Origin of the sequence: Allobosea sp., assembly GCF_048595345.1 — a bacterium.
Taxonomy (GTDB): domain Bacteria; phylum Pseudomonadota; class Alphaproteobacteria; order Rhizobiales; family Beijerinckiaceae; genus Allobosea.
In genome coordinates, this window is record NZ_JBMDWH010000059.1 from 18,957 (window position 1) to 35,646 (window position 16,690).

Annotated in this window: 16 protein-coding genes; 6 read left to right on the forward strand and 10 right to left on the reverse strand. The window is 67.7% G+C overall.

Annotation, left to right across the window (positions count from 1 at the left end; all coding sequences use genetic code 11):
* Window positions 1-33: 33 nt before the first annotated feature.
* Both treY and treZ read right to left on the reverse strand, forming a co-directional pair.
* Window positions 34-2,868 (reverse strand): malto-oligosyltrehalose synthase, encoded by a 2,835-nt coding sequence (treY, locus tag ACOJTB_RS06525; protein ID WP_420101713.1) that lies wholly within the window; start codon window positions 2,866-2,868, stop codon window positions 34-36.
* A 150-nt stretch (window positions 2,869-3,018) separates the two neighbouring features.
* The gene (gene treZ / locus ACOJTB_RS06530) at window positions 3,019-4,821 is read right to left on the reverse strand and encodes a malto-oligosyltrehalose trehalohydrolase (RefSeq protein ID WP_420101714.1); all 1,803 of its coding nucleotides are present in this window, start codon (window positions 4,819-4,821) and stop codon (window positions 3,019-3,021) included.
* Window positions 4,822-5,130: 309 nt separating this feature from the next.
* On the opposite strand from treZ, the gene ACOJTB_RS06535 reads away from it, so the two are divergent.
* Window positions 5,131-6,972: a methyl-accepting chemotaxis protein gene (locus ACOJTB_RS06535; RefSeq protein ID WP_420101715.1), complete on the forward strand. Its 1,842-nt coding sequence runs from the start codon at window positions 5,131-5,133 to the stop codon at window positions 6,970-6,972.
* A gap of 75 nt (window positions 6,973-7,047) precedes the next feature.
* Here ACOJTB_RS06535 and ACOJTB_RS06540 read toward each other — a convergent pair whose 3' ends face one another.
* The 6 genes from ACOJTB_RS06540 to ACOJTB_RS06565 form a co-directional block, all read right to left on the reverse strand.
* On the reverse strand, window positions 7,048-7,905 hold the full coding sequence (locus ACOJTB_RS06540) for a carbohydrate ABC transporter permease (RefSeq protein WP_420101716.1): 858 nt from the start codon (window positions 7,903-7,905) through the stop codon (window positions 7,048-7,050).
* On the reverse strand, window positions 7,902-8,834 hold the full coding sequence (locus ACOJTB_RS06545; protein WP_420101717.1) for a carbohydrate ABC transporter permease: 933 nt from the start codon (window positions 8,832-8,834) through the stop codon (window positions 7,902-7,904). Before ACOJTB_RS06545 ends, ACOJTB_RS06540 begins: the two co-directional genes overlap by 4 nt.
* Window positions 8,835-8,894: 60 nt before the next feature.
* Entirely contained in the window at window positions 8,895-10,169 is a 1,275-nt protein-coding gene (locus ACOJTB_RS06550; RefSeq protein WP_420101718.1) for an extracellular solute-binding protein, read from the reverse strand.
* Between the two features lie 4 nt (window positions 10,170-10,173).
* On the reverse strand, window positions 10,174-11,130 hold the full coding sequence (locus ACOJTB_RS06555; RefSeq protein ID WP_420101719.1) for a hypothetical protein: 957 nt from the start codon (window positions 11,128-11,130) through the stop codon (window positions 10,174-10,176).
* A gap of 252 nt (window positions 11,131-11,382) precedes the next feature.
* A complete protein-coding gene (locus ACOJTB_RS06560) occupies window positions 11,383-12,042 on the reverse strand; it encodes a sensor histidine kinase (RefSeq protein ID WP_420101720.1) in 660 nt (219 codons plus the stop codon).
* A 61-nt stretch (window positions 12,043-12,103) separates the two neighbouring features.
* The gene (locus ACOJTB_RS06565; RefSeq protein WP_420101721.1) at window positions 12,104-12,415 is read right to left on the reverse strand and encodes a hypothetical protein; all 312 of its coding nucleotides are present in this window, start codon (window positions 12,413-12,415) and stop codon (window positions 12,104-12,106) included.
* A 233-nt stretch (window positions 12,416-12,648) separates the two neighbouring features.
* Here ACOJTB_RS06565 and ACOJTB_RS06570 point away from each other — a divergent pair, with 233 nt between their 5' ends.
* The 4 genes from ACOJTB_RS06570 (at window position 12,649) to ACOJTB_RS06585 (ending at window position 15,086) form a co-directional block, all read left to right on the forward strand.
* Entirely contained in the window at window positions 12,649-12,834 is a 186-nt protein-coding gene (locus ACOJTB_RS06570; RefSeq protein WP_420101722.1) for a hypothetical protein, read from the forward strand.
* 123 nt (window positions 12,835-12,957) lie between these two features.
* On the forward strand, window positions 12,958-13,686 hold the full coding sequence (locus tag ACOJTB_RS06575; protein ID WP_420101723.1) for a Crp/Fnr family transcriptional regulator: 729 nt from the start codon (window positions 12,958-12,960) through the stop codon (window positions 13,684-13,686).
* A 57-nt stretch (window positions 13,687-13,743) separates the two neighbouring features.
* A complete protein-coding gene (locus ACOJTB_RS06580; protein WP_420101724.1) occupies window positions 13,744-14,469 on the forward strand; it encodes a Crp/Fnr family transcriptional regulator in 726 nt (241 codons plus the stop codon).
* Window positions 14,470-14,582: 113 nt separating this feature from the next.
* Window positions 14,583-15,086 carry a YciE/YciF ferroxidase family protein gene (locus tag ACOJTB_RS06585; RefSeq protein WP_420101725.1) on the forward strand — a complete coding sequence of 168 codons (504 nt, stop codon included), beginning with the start codon at window positions 14,583-14,585 and terminating at the stop codon, window positions 15,084-15,086.
* Between the two features lie 94 nt (window positions 15,087-15,180).
* Here the strand turns inward: ACOJTB_RS06585 and ACOJTB_RS06590 are convergent, their stop codons facing one another.
* Together ACOJTB_RS06590 and ACOJTB_RS06595 are read right to left on the reverse strand one after the other, a co-directional pair.
* Window positions 15,181-16,038, reverse strand: a complete 858-nt coding sequence (locus ACOJTB_RS06590) for an SDR family oxidoreductase (RefSeq protein WP_420101726.1) — start codon at window positions 16,036-16,038, stop codon at window positions 15,181-15,183.
* Window positions 16,039-16,067: 29 nt separating this feature from the next.
* Window positions 16,068-16,259, reverse strand: coding sequence for a DUF3008 family protein (locus ACOJTB_RS06595; protein WP_420101727.1), 192 nt, complete (start codon window positions 16,257-16,259; stop codon window positions 16,068-16,070).
* Window positions 16,260-16,460: 201 nt separating this feature from the next.
* Here ACOJTB_RS06595 and ACOJTB_RS06600 point away from each other — a divergent pair, with 201 nt between their 5' ends.
* Window positions 16,461-16,685 (forward strand): hypothetical protein, encoded by a 225-nt coding sequence (locus ACOJTB_RS06600; protein ID WP_420101728.1) that lies wholly within the window; start codon window positions 16,461-16,463, stop codon window positions 16,683-16,685.
* The last annotated feature ends 5 nt before the right edge of the window (window positions 16,686-16,690 follow it).

The following is a 16,690-nucleotide window of genomic DNA, read 5'->3' on the forward strand; positions in this document are numbered from 1 at the left end:
GGAACCGCGCCTGCGGCCCGAGCCCGACGTCCTTCAGACGCGGGCGAGCACGGCGACGGGAAGCTGTGACAGCAACTCCGCAACCGGAGCCTTGTTATCCTCCAGCCGCCACTGCTGCCCGCTCAGCAGATCGCGGTAGTCGCCGGCCGGGAGCGCGAGGCTGGCACTGCCGGCGGCGCCCTGGCCGGCGTCGGCGGGCGCAGCCGCGTTCAGGCGCGTCACCAGCACGATGCGGCTTTCAGTCTCCAGAGCGCGCTCGAAGGCCAGGAACCGTTCGGCACCGGCTCCATCGAGCGTCAGCGGGCGGTAGCCCGCCTGCGCATAGAGATGCGGGACGGCCGCGCAATCGGCCAACAGCAGGCGTGTAAGCCGCTGCTTGATGTGCCCATCCTTCCAGCCCGCCAGCAATTCGCCGATCGGACGCTCCTGCGCCAGAGCTGCGGCTGCACCGGCGTAGTCGACCGGCCGCCGATTATCGGGATCGACGAGTGCCAGATCCCAGAATTCGGTGCCCTGATAGAAATCCGGCAGGCCGGGCAGGGTCAGCTTGAGCACGGTTCGGGCCAGACTCTTCACCATGCCGCGCTGCGCGAGCTCCTGCGCGAGCGGGCGAAAATGCTGGAGAAAGGCGCTGCCGGGCTCCAGCATGCGGGCGATCATATCCTTGGCCGCGGTCTCATAGGCCTCGCGCGGATGGGTCCAGCTGCTGTGGCGCTTAGCCTCGCGCAGCGCCTTCTCGACCCAGCCCTGCAGCCTGTCTCGATAGGCGGCGAGTTCCCCGGCATCGTCCTGATCGAGCAGTGCGACCGGCCAGGAGGCCAGCACCTGCTGCAGGATCATCAGCCGGTCCGTGGCATCGGGGCCGCCCTGATGCGACGCCGACTGCCCGCGGGAGCTGGCCCACAGCCGGGCGATATCGCTCCAGCGCTCCGGCATTTCCGAGAGCGCCAACAGCCTCGCGCGGCCATCCTCGCCGCGCTTGGTGTCGTGCGTGGCGGTCGCAATCATCGCATGAGGCCAGTGGCGGGCATGCTCGGCATTGGCGGCGTGGAACGCCTCGGGCGAGAAGCCGAAATCGCCGGGTTCGCCGCCGACCTCGTTGAGCGCGAGCAGGGGCACATAGCGGTAGAACAGCGTGTCCTCGACGCTCTTGGCGGTGACCGGCCCGGTGAGCTGCTGGAAGCGCCGTCGGAAGCGGGCGCGGTGCTCCACCATCGCCGCCGGCATGGCCTCGTCCTCGCCATCGCCCATCAGCACGGCCGCGATGAAGCGATGCAGGGTCCGGTCCGGCAGGGCGGTCGCCTGGGCGGCGGCCGCGACCGTCGACTCGATCAGCGCCCTGTCCTGCGGATCGGCCCGGTCGACCACATAGCTGCGATAGACCGGAAAGCGCTCGACGATCTCGATGAGCGCCCGGCGCATGGCATTCGGGGTGTAGTCGCGGGTGCGCCGATCGGCGAAGGCGATGCGGGCGAGATCCGAGACGATCACCTCCAGCTCGCTGGCGAAGCTGTTCTCGATGATCTCGCGCTTGGCACGGCGCAACTGCGCGTCGTAGTCCTCGGTCTGGCGCGAAACCTCAAGAAAAGTGGCGCCGATCGAGTCGGCAGCGGCCCGATCGACCAGCACGCCGTCGATGAGGTTCAGCGTGTCGTAGCCCGTGGTGCCGGAGAGGGGCCATGGCCGCAGACGCTCGTCATGGCCGAGAATCTTTTCGGCGAGGATGTAGAAGCCCGGCCCGATCTGTGCCTGAAGCGTCGCGAGATAGCCTGCGGGGTCCGCCAACCCGTCGATATGGTCGATGCGCAGCCCCTGGATGCGGCCCCGGCGGACGAGATCGAGGATCAGCGCATGCGTCGCCCGGAATATCTCGGAATCCTCCACCCTGACGCCGGCCAGGGTGTTGATGTCGAAGAAGCGGCGATAATTGATGTCGCTCGCCGCGACCCGCCAGAAGGCGAGGCGATAGCTCTGCATTTCCAATACGCGGTGCAGGGTGTCGAAACTTTCGGCGACGCCCGCCATGCCGTTGATCAGGGACAAGGCCCGGCGCAGCGCGTCCTGAAGGCCGTTCGAGGCGGAGACGGCGGCCGCGAAGCGCTGCTTCAGCGCCTCGCAGGTCTCGACCACGCCGGCTTCGGTCGCGGCCACCTGATCCTCGGCGAGGCTGCGCAGACGGGCGGAGACCGCCAGCACCTCGCGAAAGCCCGGATCATCGGGCTCGGCCACCATCAGCATGCGGTCGAGGATGATCGGATAGCTCAGGGGCGAGATCGGAAAACGATGCTCGAAATGCCAGATCGAAAAGCCGCCCTGCGCCTCATCGAAGGCGAGTTCCAGCTCCCCCTGCTCCAGCGCCTCGCCATAGCGCTTGCCGAGGAAAGGCAGGACCAGCTTACCCTCGGCACCGCTGCGCTCCCAGTCGATATCGAAGGCGGCGGCATGGGGCGAGAGCCGGCCCCATTCGATGACGGAGAGCCACCAGGCATTGTCGGCCCCGCCGATGCCCATGTGATTGGGCACGATATCGAGGATGAGGCCGAGCCCGCTGGCCTTCAACGCCTCGCAGAGCCGCTCGAAGCCGGCTTCACCGCCTAGTTCGGGATTGATCGAGCCATGGTCGACGATGTCGTAGCCATGAGTCGAGCCCGGTCGCGCGGTCTGGATCGGCGAGGCATAGAGATGGCTGACGCCCAGCTGCGCCAGATACGGCACGATCGCCACCGCATCGTCGAAGCCGAAGCCCTTGTGAAACTGGATCCGGTAGGTCGCGCGCGGCGGCGCCTCCCCTTGCACCCTGCTTTGGCCGGAGCCTGCGGACGAGCCGCCATGGAGCGCTTGCGGGTGGCTGCTGGGCCCTGAGGTCATGGTTGCTTCCGGAAGGCCCTGAGGCACGGGTTGAGAACGGTGTCGGGTGGCCGAGATGCGGCCCTGAACGAGCCCGCCGCGCAGGCCCGCCTCCATAAGCGCGCGAATGGCGCCCGTGTTCCTCGCGGCCGGGGAAACCGGCGCGCAGCGTCAGGGCCGGCGGATCAGCAGCGCGCCGCTCCAGGGCGTGAGCGTCACCGCCTCGGCAGGAACGATGCCCTCGCTCGCCCAGGCGATGTCCCAGCCGGAGGGGACAGGAACCTCGCACGCGCTCTCGCCGAGATGGATCAGAAGCCTCATCGACCCGATCGCGAAATCCCAGGAGACGTCGAGCAGATCATCGTCGGAGCGGGTCCAGCGGCCACCACGATAGGGCGAGGCCAGCAGCGGCGCGATGGACTTCGCCCGCACCGCGAGGAGGCGCCGGGTCTCCTCCAGCACGCCGCGATGGGCCGGCTCCTCGCGCTCGTCCCAGTTCAGCCGCGAATGCGCGAAGGTGGTGTCCGCGGTCGGGTCGGGAATGGCGTCGCGCAGCGCTTCGTCGCTGAACGCCCCGAAACCGGCGAACTCCCGCGCCCGCCCTTCCCGAACCGCCTTGGCGAGATCGCTGTCGGTGAAGTCGACGAAATACTGGAACGGGGTGGTCGCACCCCATTCCTCGCCCATGAACAGCATGGGGATCTGTGGCCCCAGCAGCAGTGCGGCGCGGGCGAGGGAGAGGCGCTCCGGAGGCGCCAGCGTCACCAGCCGGTCGCCGCTGGCGCGGTTGCCGATCTGGTCGTGGTTCTGCAGAAAAGAGATGAAGGCGGAGGGCGGCAGATGGGCGGAAGGCTCGCCCCTATGGCCGCCATCGTGCCCCGAGGCCTCGCCCTGATAGGCGAAGCCCTCGGCGAGGCAGCGGCCGAGATGGGCGGCCGGGTCCCGGTAATCCCCGTAATAGCCTTCCTCCTCGCCGGTCAGGAGGCGGTGCCAGGCATGGTGGATATCGTCGTTCCACTGCGCCGTGTGCAGGGTCGGCTCGAAGCTCTCGCCGCGTTCGAGCCAGCGGGCCTCGTTCGCGTTGTTTTCGAGGATCAGATGGATGTGTCGCCCCGGCAGCTCCGAGCGGATATGGCTCGCCAGTTCTGCGATGAAATGCGGTTTGCTGTCGTCGGCGATGGCATGCACCGCGTCGAAGCGCAGCCCATCGAAATGGTACTCGTCGAGCCAATACAGGGCGTTGTGCAGGAAGAAGTCGCGCACGATGCGGCCATGCTCGCCGTCGAAGTTGATTCCGGCGCCCCACAGGGTCTGATGGCGCTCGGTGAAGAAGGGGCTGGCATAGCCGGGGAGATAATTTCCCTGCGGACCGAAGTGGTTATAGACCACGTCCAGAAACACCATCAGCCCCAGCTCATGGGCATGGTCGATCAGCGCCTTGAGGTCGGACGGCGCGCCATAGGCACTGTCGGGCGCATAGTGCAGCACGCCGTCATAGCCCCAGCTGCGCGAGCCGGGGAAATCCGCGATCGGCATGAGCTCGATCGCGGTGATGCCGAGATCGCGGAGCCCTTCCAGTCGCCGCAGCGCGGCCCGATAGGTGCCTTCGGCCGTGAAGGTGCCGACATGCAGCTCGTAGATGACCGCTTCCTCCCAGGGGCGGCCGCGCCACTCGCCGTCCGACCAGCGATAGCCGGCAGGATCGACGAGCATGCTGGGCCCGTCGATGTCGTCCGGCTGAAAGCGGGAGGCCGGATCGGGCACCATGAGGTCGCCGATGCGGAACCGGTAGAGCATGCCGCTTGCGGCATCCGCCACCCTCGCGCTGTGCCAGCCCTGCGCATCGCGCTCCATCGTGTGCTCGCCCTGGGGGGTCCAGAGTCGCACCGTGTCGGCGGATGGCGCCCAAAGACGGAACAGGGCGCCATCGCCCGTCAGCCTGGCCCCGAACGGATAGTCGTGGACGCGGAACATCGTCTTCCCCCAATGCCGAACGCAGGCATAACGCCACGGCTCCACGGCGGTTTCCCATCGGGCCCCTTGGTCCGGGGCCGACCATGCGGCGCCTGGCCGCCCGCTCGCATCGGCGCAGCCGAACATGGCGTCGGAATGGGCAAAACGGCACCGAAAGGGTGCCCCTGACGTCCCGCATCGCCGCCAAATGCACATCGGGGAGGCTGAGTGGAAAATTCCTGCGCAACCGCCCGTCGAAGTAACATTTTACTAACCGACCCAAGGGAACTTGATTGACGACAGGTAAATGCCTCTGACCAGGACAGCACAATGGGTTTCTTCGGAAAATCGGGCCGGCAGGCGGAGGCTGAAGCCCGCTCGATCCGGCGCTGGCAAGCCGTGATCGAATTCGATCTCGACGGCAAGATTCTCGACGCCAACGAGATGTTTTTGCAAACCGTCGGCTATGAGCGCGGCGAGGTGATCGGCCAGCACCATGCGATCTTCGTGCCCGCGGAGGAGCGGAACAGCGAGGCCTATCGCAGTTTCTGGTCCGACCTGAAGAGCGGCAAGGCGTTCCAGGCGCAATTCGCCCGGGTGGCGAAAGGCGGCAGGCGGGTCTGGCTCCAGGCCACCTACACGCCGATCTGCGGCACGGACGGGCAGAAGCCGTTCAAGGTCATCAAATACGCGACCGACATCACCCCGATCAAGGAGGCCGTCGCCAATGCCGAGGGGCAGCTGGCCGCGATCCGAAAATCGCAGGCGGTGATCGAATTCGACCTTCTGGGCAACGTTCTCGACGCCAACGACAATTTCCTCAAGGTGATGGGCTACACCCTGGCCGAGATCAAGGGCCAGAAACACGCGCTGTTCGTCCAGCCTTCCGAGCGCGGCGGCGAGGCTTATGCGCAGTTCTGGCAGAAGCTGGGGCGCGGCGAGCATGACGAAGCCCAGTATCTGCGCATCGCGAAGGGCGGGCGGCAGGTCTGGCTGCAGGCGAGCTACAACCCCATCCTCGACTCGGTCGGACGCCCCTACAAGGTCGTCAAATACGCCACCGACATCACCGCCACGCGCATGGCCGCCGCGACGCTCGAAACCGCTGTCGCGGAGACGCGCGCAGTGATCGCCGCGACGCAGGCCAATGATCTGACGCAGCGCATCCCGCTCGCCGGCAAGACGGGCGAGGTCGGGCAGCTGTGCAGCGGCATCAACGATCTGCTCGACAGCTTCTCGACCGTGATCCAGACCGTCGGCGGCATTTCCGAGCGCATCAGCTCCGGCTCGAACCGCATCGGCGCCGACAGCAAGGATCTGGCGCAGCGCGCGGAAGAGCAGGCCGCCTCCCTCGAAGAGACCGCCGCCACGACGGAGGAGCTCGCAGCGTCGGTGAAGCAGAGCTTCGAGCGCGCCTGCGAGGCCGCCAATCTCGGCAACACCGCCAACGGCGTCGCCCATCGCGGCGGCAGCATCGTCGGCGAGGCCGTGAACGCGATGGAGCGCATCGAGAAGGCGTCGAGCGATATCGGCGAGATCATCCGGGTCATCGACGACATCGCCTTCCAGACCAATCTGCTGGCGCTCAACGCGGCGGTGGAAGCGGCCCGCGCCGGCGATGCCGGCAAGGGCTTCGCCGTCGTCGCCTCGGAGGTGCGCACCCTGGCCCAGCGCTCCAGCGACGCCGCCAACGACATCAAGAAGCTCATCATCAACTCGACCGACCAGGTCGCCGGCGGCGTCAAGCTGGTGCAGCAGGCCGGCGCGGCGCTGTCCGAGATCGTGACCTCCTCGACCAGCGTCTCGGCCGCTCTCGACGAGATCAAGAGCGCGTCCCGCGAACAGGCCAACGGCATCGAGGAGGTGGCCAAGGTCGTCGCCCATATGGACGAGATGACCCAGCGCAACTCTTCCATGGCGGACCAGAGCGCGAGCGTCGCCGCCGAACTGCAGACGGCGACCGGCGCCCTCCAGAGCCTGGTCGCGGGCTTCACCGTCAAGGGCATGACCGGCGCGGCCCAGCGCCCGGCCGAGGGCGTCAAAGAGCTGCGCCAAGTCGCGGCCCAGATGGCCCGCGTCACGCAGCCCCGCGCCGCGGCCCGCACCCCGGCGCCCGCGCCGCAGCCGCGTCGCACGGCGTCCGGAGGCGATTCCGGCTGGGAAGAGTTCTGATCGCCGGCTCGGGCAGATTGCCCCCCTGTCTCGGCGAGGGCCTGGCTTCGGCCAGGCCTTTCGGCTTGCGCAGACCTATTTCACGGCCCCTGCCGTCATGCCCCTGATGAACTGGCGGGACATCGCGATATAGACCAGCGTCAGCGGCAGCGCGGCGATGGTCAGGCCGGCGAAGAGCATGCCCCAATCGGTGGTGTATTCGCCCATGAAGACGGACAGGCCCTGCGGCAGGGTCTTGCGCCCGTCCGATTGAATGAACACAAGCGGGAAGAAGAAGTCGTTCCAGGTCGGCACCGCGTTCTGGATCGCCGCGATCACCATCGGCGGGGCCGAGAGCGGCAGCATGATCGAGAGCATGATGCGCGGCTCGGAAGCGCCGTCGATCCGCGCCGCCTCCTCCAGCTCGACCGGAAGCGTGCGCAGGAAGCCGGTCATGATGAAGATCGTCGAAGGCAGCCCCATCGCCGTGTAGATCAGGACGAGGCCGGTGCGCGTGTCGAGCAGGCCGAAATCCCGCATCTGCAGGAAGAGCGGGATCACCGCGAGCTTCAGGGGCAGCATCAGCCCCGCGAGGAAGAGCATGAAGATCGCGGAATTGCCAGGGAAGCGGTAGCGAGCCAGCGCATAGGCCGCCATCGTTCCCAGGACGAGCGTCAGCGCGATCGAGCTGGCGGTGATCGCGACCGAGTTGAGGAAATAGCCCGGCAGGCTCGTCTCCCCCCAGATCCGGCGGAAATTCTCGATATAGGTGAAATCGGGCGCGGCGAAGGGGGCGTCGAAAATCTCCGCTGTGGTCTTGAAGGCGGAGAAGACCATGATGACGATCGGGTAGAGCATCAGCACGGTGTTGCCGGCCAGCACCACGGCGGCGAGCAGACTGCCGGCGCCGGCGCGCGGAAACAGCGGATCGTTGGCGTCCCGGCGCCCGCTCACAGCGCGATCTCCCGCTTGCGCAGATACTGCGTGATGACCGTGGCCACGGCGGCGATGAACAGGAACATCAGCACGGCCAGGGCATTGCCATGGCCGAAATCCTGGATGCCGCCGGCCTGGTTGCCGAAGGCGGTGCGGTAGAAATACAGGCCCAGAACATCGGTGGCGCCATAGGGCGAGCCGTCGAGCCCGGCCATGATGTAAGGCAGCTCGAACCAGTTGAAGGCGCCGATGAAGAGCAGGGTCAGGGTGATGGTGGTCGAAGGCACCACCAGCGGCCAGACCACGCGGGTCAACGTCTGCCAGCCGGTGCATCCGTCGAGCTTGGCGGCCTCCAGGATCTCGCGCGGAATGCGCTGCATGCCGGCGAGATAGACCAGGGCCGGAAAGCCCACCCAATGCCAGGCATTGGCAAGGATCAGCGCCGGCAGAGCCGTGCTTTCCTGCCCGAGCCAGGGCTGGCGCAGCGCGCCGAGCCCGGTCATCTCGAGAAGCTGGTTCACCAGCCCGAAATTGGGATCGAGGAACAGCTTCCAGAGAAAGCCGACGAGCACCGTCGACAGGATGACCGGCAGGAAGATCGCGATGCGGTGGAAGCGATAGCCGAAGGGCTCGCGGTAGATCAGCCAGGCGAGCAGGAAGCCGGCCGTGTTCTGGACCAGGAACAGCGCGGCGAAGACGAAGAGATTATGCCCGAAGGCGCGCCAGGTCAGCGCCGCGAAATGGTCGCCGACGAGCACGTCGCGGAAATTGGCGAAGCCGACGAAGGCGCCGCGCGCCATGCCGTCCCAGCGGTAGAACGCCGAGCTCAGCGCGGTCAGCAGCGGCCAGACGACGAAGAGCAGCATCGTCGCCAGGGCGGGGGCGATGAGGAAGCCGATCCAGGCGGCGCGGCGGCGCCGCTCGCGGTTGCGGTGGGATGTCGTCATGCGCTCGCTCGCCGGACGCGAGGGCGCAGCAGCCCCGTGGGGCTTGCTGCGCCCGGCCGATCACTTCCTGAAGGGCGGATAGTAAGTCGCGATGCCCTTGGTGATCTCGGCGCCGATCTCGGCCGGCGTCGCCTTGCCGGCGAGCATCTTCTGCACGCCCGCCTGCAGCAGCACGGAGCCGCTCGGCTCCTGATAACGGAAGTTCACGAGCATGATGTAGGACATCGCGCTCTGGTTGAGCGTCGAGACCTCCTTGAGGAGCGGATTCTCGAAGGCGACGCCCTTGATCGGCGAAATGTTCTGCAGCTCGTTGGAGAACAGCGTGCCGAATTCGGGCGTGCCGAGAAAGCGCAGGAATTTCAGCGCCGCGTCCTTGTTCTTCGAGGCCGCGTTGATGGCGTAGCCCCCGTCGTAATAGAGCGCGACGAGGCGCGGATCGCCCGCCTTGGCCACCGGAGAGGCGAAGAGACCGAGCTTCAGCTTCGGATTCTGGCGCAGGAAATTGGCGATCTCGAAGGAACCGCCGGCGAACATCGCCGCCCGGCCGGTCGCGAAGAGCTGCTGCGAGGCGGCATAGTCCACGCCGGAGAAGTTGGGGGCGAAATAGGTCTTGATCTCGTCGAGCTTCGTCAGCGCGCCGACGAAGCGCGGATCGGTGAAATCGGCCTTGCCCGCCAGCACATCCTGCTCGAAGGCCTTGCCGATCTGGGAGGAGAGCAGCGCCCCGACGATGGTCTCGTTCTGCCAGGCGGTGGCGGTTCCGTTGCCGAAGGGGGTGATGCCCTTGTCCTTCAGCGTCTTGGACACGGTCACCAGTTCGTCCCAGGTGCCGGGCGGCGTCACCCCAGCTTTCTCGAACAGCTCCTTGTTGTAGATGATCAGCATGGTCTGCGAGGCCAGCGGCACCGCATAGAGCTTGCCGTCGGCGCGCATGGTTTCGGCGGCGAGCGCCGAGTCCGGAAAGTTCGACAGCTCCGGCACGGCGCTCTTGTCGAGCGGCACCAGATAATCGGGCTTGCCGACGCCCAGCGTTCCATAGGAGCGCGCCTGGACGATATCGGGCCCGGTTCCGCCGGCGAGCGCGGTGGAGAGCACCGTGTTGTAATTGGCGGCCTCGAAAGCCTCGAACTTCACGTTGATGTCGGGATGCTGCTTGCGGAAGGCGGCGATCAGCTTGGCATAGGCCGCCTTGTCCTCCTGCCGCCAGCTCCACATGGTGAGATCCTGCGCGCGCGCCGGCGCCCCCAGCAGCATAGCGCCGGCCAGCGCGCCCAGCGCCAGCCCCGCCAGAATGCGCGTCTTCAGCCCCGCTTTGAGTGTGGTCGCGATCGACATGCCTCTACTCCCCGTTCTGTTTTTCATGGGTGGTTTCGTCAGGCCCGGCGCGGCCGGGGCGCAGCATGAGCGCGGTGGCGTCGTCATGGAGCTTCACCCGCGCGAAGCGTTCGGCCCGGCCGTCTTCGCGCTCGATGTCGCGCAGCTCGGCGATCATCGCCGCCGCACCGCGCTGCGTCGTGGCCGCCAGCAGCCCGCCATCGTCATAGCGCTCCATCATGTCGACGAGGCGCATGAAACCGTCCGTCGCCAGCAGCAGCGTCGCCTCTGCGGACAGGTCGAGGGAGAGGGTGCGCAGCCCCTGCCGCCAGGGCTGCCCCGGCGCAATGGCCCAGTAACCGCCATCGCGGTTGAGCGAACGGCGATTGGCGATGACCTGCGCCAAGGCGTCCGGAGCGATCGCTCCCGCCTCGGGGCGGCCGGCGGCGCTCGCAGCCGCGATGGTGCGCGCCTCGAAGGGCTGGGCCCGTTCATCGGTCCAGCGGGCGACCCGGTCCCGGTCCGCGATCAGCACGCAGACGTCCCCCACCAGCATGGCCTCGGCGCGAAAGCCCTCCCCCTCGGCCGTCAGCCGCAGCAGGGCAAAGACGGCGGTCGGGCCCTGCCCATCGCCGCGCTCGGACGCAGCCGGGCCGAGCGCGGCATCACAGTCCGTCAGATGGGCGTCCAGCCGGGCGGCGATCTGCGGCAGGGTCAGCGGCGCGAGTTCGGTGTCGCGCAGCCAGCGGTCGATCGTGGAGACGAGCCATGCCCCCTCGGAGGTGCCCGCGAGGCGCGAGGGGCCGGTGAAGAAGGCGGAGCCGTCGATGATCCAGGCATGCGCACCCCGCACGCCCACGCCATCCTCGTTGAAGGGCGCGCTGCCCTGCGCGCTCGCCGCCGAGACAACGTGCCACGCCGACGGGCGAGCCGCACTCTCGGCGCCGCTCTGGGCGCGCAGCGTAGCCGGCGGTGCGGTCATCGCCTGCCGTCCTGAGGCAGATTCTGCGCGGCGGATAAGGTCCTCATAGGACCACTATAGAACCAATTGAGACGGGAGAGTCCAGCCCGCCCTGGAGCGCACCGCAGAAAGGCGGACTGGACTTGTTGAAAAATCCGATGCTCCACCAGGACCTTATATACTGGCAGCAGGCCCGTTCGGAGGCGCGATGGCCCAGGTTCCGGTCGCCGGGTCACCGACGCGGCGCGGAATCCCTTTCGGGGTCCTGCCGGTTCAGCCCTCGTTTGCCGCGGAGCCGATCATCGGAGACCAGGGGAATGCGATTCGGCAGACAAGGCCGGACCCAGACCAGTCAAGCCCTGTCTCGGCGCCGAATTCCTCCCGGAGCACAGGGCCGAGCATCTCCATGCCGAAGCCGGTCGTGGCCGGGGCGGCGGTGGGCGTTCCCCCGGTTTCGCGCCAGAGCAGGCTCAACCGCTCGCCCTCGAGACGCCAGACCACATCGAGCAGGCCATCTCCGCCCAGGGCGCCGTGCTCGATCGCATTGATGGCGAGCTCGTGGATGGCGAGCGCCATGACATGCCCCGGCCAGGGACGGAACCAGAGATCCGGCCCTTCCAGCCGCAGCAGCTCGCCTTCGCGGATCCGGAAGCGCAGCATCTGGTCGGCGATCAGGGCCTGCAGGCCGATGCGCCCCGTCGGCTCCGCCGCAGCCTGCGCCCGGGCCAGCGCGTCCAGCCGATCGACCACCCGGCCCGCATAAGCCTCGACATCGGCGCAGCCCCCGGGACGCGCGAGCGACCGGCGCAGCAGCGCGAGGGCCGAGCCGGAACGTCCCTGGCCGCCAACGCCCTTGGCCAGCGGCCGGGCCTCTGCGGTGCCGGAAGCGCGCAGCCTATCGGCGGAAGGGGGCGGGCGCCGATCGTCATCCATTCCCGGCGGCTTTCGTCGTTTGGCTACAAGCCCCTTTCTACGCAGCCGGGACCGAAACGGATCAGGCCGATTCGCCGCAACGGGGCGCCTGGGACCCCGCCGAACAGCTCGCCACATAGTGCGAGCGCGCTTGCCGCGTATCGGGCCGAGGGCCGAGCCAGCGGTGATAGGGGCCGGCCCGCACGGTGACGAGGTCGACCGCGCGCCCTGCCTCCAGCAGGGCAAAGACGCTGCTCGTGGCCTCCGTCCGCCATGCCGAATAGGCGGGAGGGACGCTAGTGGCCTGCCCGCGTCCATCGCAGCCGGACAGGCAGAGATAATCGTCTTCTTCGTACCAGGCGATGCTGACGACGTAAGGTGACGCACGCTCCATCATAGGCCAGGCTCCTTCCATAAGGGGTTGGACCGTAGCCACACCAGTTTCATCGGATCGGGAGCGCGCGCCTTATCCCATGACAGGCACCTCCCGCTCTGTCCGGCCGCGCACAATGGCCTGGACGGAGGCATGCAAGACGGTATTCTCGCGCGGTTCGTGCTGCCGACGGGGATGGTTTGCCTTTTTCTTCACTGAGGAGTCCGGGGGAGATCGCGCGCGCTCAGGCGGCGGTGGACGCAGCGTGGGCTGTCGTCAGCGGAGCGCTGCCCGACGACCCTGCCCTGCGCGAGCGGGCCCGGCTTCGCCTCGCCTATATCGTCGCAGGGCTGCTGCAGGCGGGGCAGGAGGAGCAGGATCTGGCGGCCAAGGCCGTAGCCAGGTTCCGCGACGCGGCCGAGCCGGACAGCTTAGCCTGACCCCGCGCCGGACGCGGGGCAGCCACGCGGCCCCAAGACAAAAAGGCCGGGCCGGCATAACGCATGTTAATGTGAGAGCTGCAACGGCGGGGCAGGATGACGTTTCCCAAGAGGAGGCGCCTTGTGACTTGCGAACCCCGGGGGGGTTTTCCGCGTGACGAACTGGCCGAGAGGCTGGCCCCGATCGCAAAAAGGCTGAACCTGCGTGCCGGTGCGCAGCTCGCCATCGACGAGATGGTGTATTTCCCGGTCGATGGCATCGCCACATTGGTGCTCCAGCGCGAGACGACCCGCTTTCAGGTGGGTTTCGCCATGCGCGGGGATGTGATCGGCCTGCAGCGGCTGTTCACCGGGCAGTTCCCGCCGATCCTCGCCGAGGTCTTCCGGCCCGGCGGCTTCATCTGCGTGTCGCTGCGCCAGCTGCGCGAGGTGGTGGCGACCGACGGCAAGCTGCGCGAGCGGCTCGCGGTCTACGCCCTGAAAGCGACCGCCCAGTTCCTCGAAGAGGCGGCCGAGACCGTAGCCCTGACGCTGGAACGCCGCGTCGCGCGCTGGGTCGCCCGCTGCAGCGCCATCCTCGCCAGCGATCTGATCGTGGTGACCCATCACGACCTGTCGCGGGCACTGGGCGTGCGGCGCTCTGGCGTGACCGTCGCCCTGCATGTCCTGGAAGGCGAGCGCCTGATTCGCTCCAAGCGCGGCCGCATCGAAGTTCTCGATCGGCCCGGACTCCTTGCCTTTGCCCAAAGCTGGAGCGGGGCCTCGCCGCAGACGGTCGAGCCACAGGCGATCATGTCCCCGAACGTGACGGCGCGACGCATCCCTGAGGACAACCATTCCGCGTTAACATAGGTTAGCCTGGGCGTGAGCCGGAGCGCTTAGCGTGCGCCTCGATTTCGAGGTGACTTGATGGACAGCCTGGGCCCATTGCTGCATCTGCTGAGGGCGAGGGTCCCGCTGACATCCGGACAGGAGGCGCTCCTTCTGTCGATGCGGCGGAACCACCGCTCCTATCGCAGGGGCGCGCCGATCATCTTCGGCCGCTCGCGCCTCTCCGAATCCTGCGTGATCGTGGACGGCATCGCCGCGCGCGAGACCATCAACGGCGAGGGCAAACGCCAATTCACCGCCCTGCACTTCGCCGGGGATTTCGTCGATCTGCATGGCTTCATCCTGAAAGAGATCGACCATGGCGTGACCGCCCTGTCCGACTGCGTCGCGACCTTCATCCCGCATGGCGAAATCGCTCGCGTGATCGACACCGAGCCGTCGCTGGGGCGCGTGCTGTGGCTGCTCACCGCGGTGGACGCGGCGATCCAGCGGGCCTGGATCGCCTGTCTCGGCCGCAGCCGGGCGCTCGCCCACCTCGCCCATCTGCTGTGCGAGACCTATCTGCGGCTGCGGCTGGTGGATCGGGCGCGCGACTGGCAGCTCAATCTCGCGATCACCCAGGGCGAACTCGCCGACGCGCTCGGCCTTTCGCCAGTGCATATGAACCGCACGATCCAGGAGCTGCGCGCCACCGGCCTCGTCAGCTGGGAGGGGTTCGAGATCGTCATCCATGACTGGGACGGCCTGCTTCGGCTGGCCGAGTTCGATGGCACCTATCTCAATCTCGACCAGAAGATCCTCTGACCGAGGCTGCGGGCCTCCAGCGTCCGGTTCCGACCCCGGCGGAACGGGCTCGGTCGCGGCTGGTTGCCCCGTCAGGCGCCGGGGGGCGTCCTCACCGACAGGGAGATTCCGGAATGGGTTGGTTTTCCAAGGACATCGCGACGATGGACGATCTGTTCGTCCATACGCTGCGGGACATCTACTATGCCGAGCACCAGATCACGAAGGCGTTGCCGGACATGATTGCGAAGGCGACCGCGCCCGAGCTGAAGCAGGGCTTCGAAATGCATCTGCGCGAGACCGAAGGGCAGATCGAGCGGCTGCGCCAGGTCTTCCGCCAGCACGGCGTCGAGGAGAAGGGCGTCACCTGCCCCGCCATCGACGGGATCATTTCAGAGGCCAACGAGATCGCCGGGGAGGTCGAGGACAAGCAGGTGCTGGATGCCGCGCTGATCGCTGCCGCACAGGCTGTCGAGCATTACGAGATCACCCGCTACGGCACGCTGGTGGCCTGGGCCAAACAGCTCGGCCGGGAGGATTGCGCGGCGCTGCTGCAGCAGAATCTCGACGAGGAAGCGGCCACCGACGAGAAGCTGACCTCGCTTGCCACCGGCGGCATCAACCGCCGCGCGGCCTGATCCGAGCGGCGCGCTCCGACCGCCGACGAAAAGAGAGCCCCGCCGGTGCGAGCCGGCGGGGCTTTTTGCTGGGCCCTCGCGAGGGCAAGGCGATTCAGATGATAGGCTGCCCGCCGGTCACCGCGATGGTCGCCCCGGAGACATAGCTCGACAGCGGATCGGCCAGCATCACATAGGCGGTGGCCAGTTCCGCCGGCTGACCCGGGCGCTGCATCGGCACCTGCTTGCCGAAGGAGGTGACGGCCTCGCTCGGCATGGTGGAGGGGATCAGAGGCGTCCAGATCGGCCCGGGGGCCACCGCATTGGCTCGAATGCCCTCGCCGGCCAGTAACTGGGCGAGGCCGGCGGTGAAGTTCTGGATCGCGCCCTTTGTCGTGGCGTAGGCGAGCAGCGCCGGGCTCGGCTTGTCGGCATTGATCGAGGCGGTGTTGATGATGCTGCCGCCCTGCTTCAGATGGGGCACGGCCGCCTTGGTGAGATAGAACATGGCGTGGATGTTCACCGCGAAGGTGAGCTGCCACTCCTCGTCGGAGATGTCGCCGATCTTGGCGAAGCTCGCCTGATGCGCGGCGTTATTGACGAGGATGTCGAGCCCGCCCAGCTCCGCCACCGCCTTGTCGACGAGCGCGCGGCAGTGCTGCGGATCCTGGATATCGCCCGGCACCAGCACGGCCTTGCGGCCGGCCTTCTCGACCCATTCGGCCGTCTCACGGGCATCCTCGTCCTCATTCAGATAGGAAATGAGGAGATCGGCCCCCTCGCGGGCGAAGGCGATCGCGACGGCGCGGCCGATGCCGCTGTCGCCGCCGGTGATGAGGGCGCGCTTGCCGGCCAGCCGGCCGGAGCCGACATAGCTTTCCTCGCCATGGTCCGGGCGCGGGTCCATCGCGCCGGTCCGCCCGGGCATGGGCTGACGCTGGTCCGGAAAGGGCGGCTTGGGATGTGCGTTCATGTCGGCTTCCTCGTTTCGGTTGATCGGGTTCACGACCCGCTGTCCACGTGCTCGGGCTTTCCCTTGCGCTTGGTCGAGGCCATCTCGTCGAGTTCCTTCTCGCTCATGGTTTTCTCCATCTCGCGAGAGGCGCCCTTGAGTTCGCTTTTCTTGATGTGGCCGCGCTTGGCGGCGAGCGCGGCACCGGCGGCCTTCTGCTGAGCGGCGGATCGGGCGGGCATGGCGATCTCCCTATTGGCGAGCGGCGGGGTTGCGGCCGACAGGGCCGCGCATGCCCGGCCAACGGCCCGCGCTCCGGACCGGTTCCCTGCGGTGCGATGACGGACGCGCTGCGTGCGGGATGCGGCAAAGGGCGCGCGCGGTGCGGCCGGCCGGAACTCCTCCGCGCGCGGCCCGTTCGCTTCGGAACACAGGAGGACGCCATGACGGAGATCGAGAACCGGCAGGCTTTGCCGGACGGAGCACCCGGCCTCGACGGCGACAGTGCCGCGCCGCGCCCGATGGACACGCCGCGCCGTCCCGGACAGCCTGGCACCGAGAGCGAGACGCGGCCCGGACCCAATCCGCGCTCGGGCCATGTCACCGGGCCGCACGCGCCCTATGAGCCGGGTGAAGAGCAGGGCCTTCCGGCCAACAAGCATCGCTGATGGCG